The sequence below is a fragment of the Thermococcus sp. genome, assembly GCF_027066465.1.
GTDB lineage: Archaea > Methanobacteriota_B > Thermococci > Thermococcales > Thermococcaceae > Thermococcus.
The window spans coordinates 1-2,387 of record NZ_JAMONU010000098.1 but is presented as its reverse complement, the minus strand read 5'-3'; the positions used below and the strand labels follow the sequence as shown (position 1 = coordinate 2,387).

The window sequence follows — 2,387 nt, the reverse complement described above, 5'->3', positions numbered from 1 at the left end:
GGTGAAGGTCTTTAAAGGATAACCGATTGAAGCTAAAGCTCCGATTATGCCCCTACCGAGCTTGAACTTAAAGATTTCAGCTCCTACCTCCCTCGCAACACTCTCAGCTTCCTCGATGGTAACGTGCTCCCTCAAAGCTTTGAGCGAGAACTCCCTCAGTTTTTCGGGGATTTCGCCCTCGAGAAAGGCGACGCCGGGGTTTGTATTCTCGTGGGTGAAGTCTGCCAGCTGGTTGACGTAGAACAGCACGAGGTCCTTAACCTCAGGGACAACCTCTTCCTCGACCTCGAACGTCATCGCAACCGCTCCGTTCCCGCGCGTCTTGTATGGAATGTTGGGGTTCAGCCTTATCAGCCTCGGCAGGTCGATGGGTTCGGCTAAGCGCGACAGCTCGCGGTATAGGAGCGCCCCGATGTATGTCGTGCACATGCCGTTGGGTGAGTCCGTGTCGTCGATTCCGATGTGGAGGAGCATGGTTGGAGAAAAGAGAGAGGGCTTAAAAATTAAACGCAAGGATGAGACCCGCAGAGATTACGAGGACGACGATGAAGTACGGCACGGAATACCTGTGGAAGTCCCTCAGCGAAACCCTCGCTATTCTAACCGCGATGAGGTTTGCCAGCGAACCCACTATAATCCCCGTTCCGCCGGCGTTCACACCAACAGCTAGGGGGAGCCAGCTGGGTCTGGAGCCGAGGAAGACAACCGTCGCCGGAACGTTGCTTATCAGCTGGCTTAACCCTGCAGACGCCAGAACGAGGCTGACCCCTCCGGTCGGGAGCGAGAGGCCGGCTTTGATGAGAAGCGTCGAGAGCTCGTTGAAGTCGATAAAGATGAACGCGAAGGTTAGCACGAGCGCCCAGTCGAAGCTTAGAAGGACGTCCCTTTCGAGGAGAAGAAAGGCCAGCAGGGTGAGCGCAATCGAGAGCTCGTGCCTTCCTGTTTCGCCGAGATAGACGTTGAGACCGAGGAGAACGGCTGAGATTATGAAGAGGCCCTTTCTAAAGGCCACGGGGGGTAAAAATTCGACCGAGAGGGTTTCCTCCTTTGTGAAGAGCACAAACAGTAACAGAAGGAGGAGCCATGCGAAGACGAAGGGGAGCATGCCCCCGATGAATGCAAAGAAACCCAAACCGTACTCGCGCCAGATTATAATGTTCTGGGGGTTTCCTATCGGCGTTAACGCAGAGCCGACGTTCGCCGCTATCGCCGAGAGCGTCACGGCCCTCGCCTTGTCCATTCCAGAAAGCTCTGAGAGGGCCACGACGAGGGGAATGAAGACGAGCATGGCGGTGTCGTTCATTATCAGTGCCGAGGAAAGGGCTATCGTTGGAAGCAGGAGGAAAAGCAGTCTTCTGCTCGAACCGTTTGCCCGTTCAACGAGCCTCGGCGCGAGCCTGTTGAAGACTCCCGAAAGCTCGAGGCCCTTCGAAGTTATGATTAAAGCGGTGATTAGACTTAGACTGCCCCAGTCAACAAGCTTTGGGGTTTTCTGGGGAAGCGAGCGGTCAAAGGGTATCAGAACTAGGTAGAGGAGCAGGAGAACGCAGAGGAACCACTCCCTCCTGAGGAACGCTCTGAGCTTACAGGCCGTGCCGCCTCACCTCTTCGGTTAGACGGTAATCGGGAATCAGCTCGCTTCCGTCCGCCGAGACGCGGACGTGCAGGATTATAAAGCTTTTCCATGCAACCGGCACGACCCAGCAGTCCTCCGGCTCCCTGAACTCGGCTCCCTCAAGGACGTGGGCCTCCTTGAGAACCTCGTCTATCCTCTCGGTGGCCCCCTCCGGGGAGGGCTCGCAGTGGGGAGGTGCCCCCTTCGGACTTGGGTTGCCCGTGCGCGGGTCGTAGTGAACCCTGTCTATCGCGAAGTCGAGGTAGAGAACAGGAACGTCCACGTGGTCGGGGTGAACTATCGGTTCTCCCGCCCTGAAGAAGGGCAGTGCCTGCCTGACAAGCTCTATTGCCTTTTCAGCGTCTTCCGGCTTAAGGATTCGGCTCTCCCTTACCGGCGCCCTTCTTATCGGGGGAAACGGCGCGCTCACCTTTCACCACCTCCGGAAAGCGCAACGGCGAGGGTGAAGGCCATGACGAGGACAATTTCATAGGTCTCTAAGAGGGCCGTTGAGGGCCACTTGAAGAGGGTTCCGATTACGGCGAGGGCAAAGAGAACGAGCGAGGCAATCTTAACGTTTCTCTCCGAGCCGAGGCCGTAAATCAAAGCCCCCAGGAAGAACTGGACGAAGAAGTACGTCGAGACGAAGACGTGGGGCCTCGTTCCCTCGTGGAATATCCCTATCAGGGCCAGGAAGATGGCCGAGACGCTTACGTAGGCCCCACCAACGGTCTGGGCTTTGTTGACTGCCGTTGAGATTAGATAGACAGCG

3 protein-coding genes and 1 pseudogene are annotated in these 2,387 nt (G+C 56.7%); all 4 read right to left on the bottom strand.

All coding sequences use genetic code 11. The features are described 5' to 3' along the window. A pseudogene (locus MVK46_RS04750) lies at positions 1 to 474 on the bottom strand (tRNA(Ile2) 2-agmatinylcytidine synthetase); the annotation flags it as partial. 22 nt (positions 475 to 496) lie between these two features. After that, complete coding sequence (locus MVK46_RS04745; protein WP_367182630.1) at positions 497 to 1,519, bottom strand: SLC13 family permease; 1,023 nt, start codon at positions 1,517 to 1,519, stop codon at positions 497 to 499. A gap of 64 nt (positions 1,520 to 1,583) precedes the next feature. Next, complete coding sequence (locus MVK46_RS04740) at positions 1,584 to 2,045, bottom strand: hypothetical protein (RefSeq protein ID WP_297535500.1); 462 nt, start codon at positions 2,043 to 2,045, stop codon at positions 1,584 to 1,586. After that, the coding region (locus tag MVK46_RS04735) for a DUF998 domain-containing protein (protein WP_297535499.1) at positions 2,042 to 2,387 on the bottom strand (346 nt) is incomplete at its 5' end. The genes MVK46_RS04740 and MVK46_RS04735, both read right to left, overlap by 4 nt.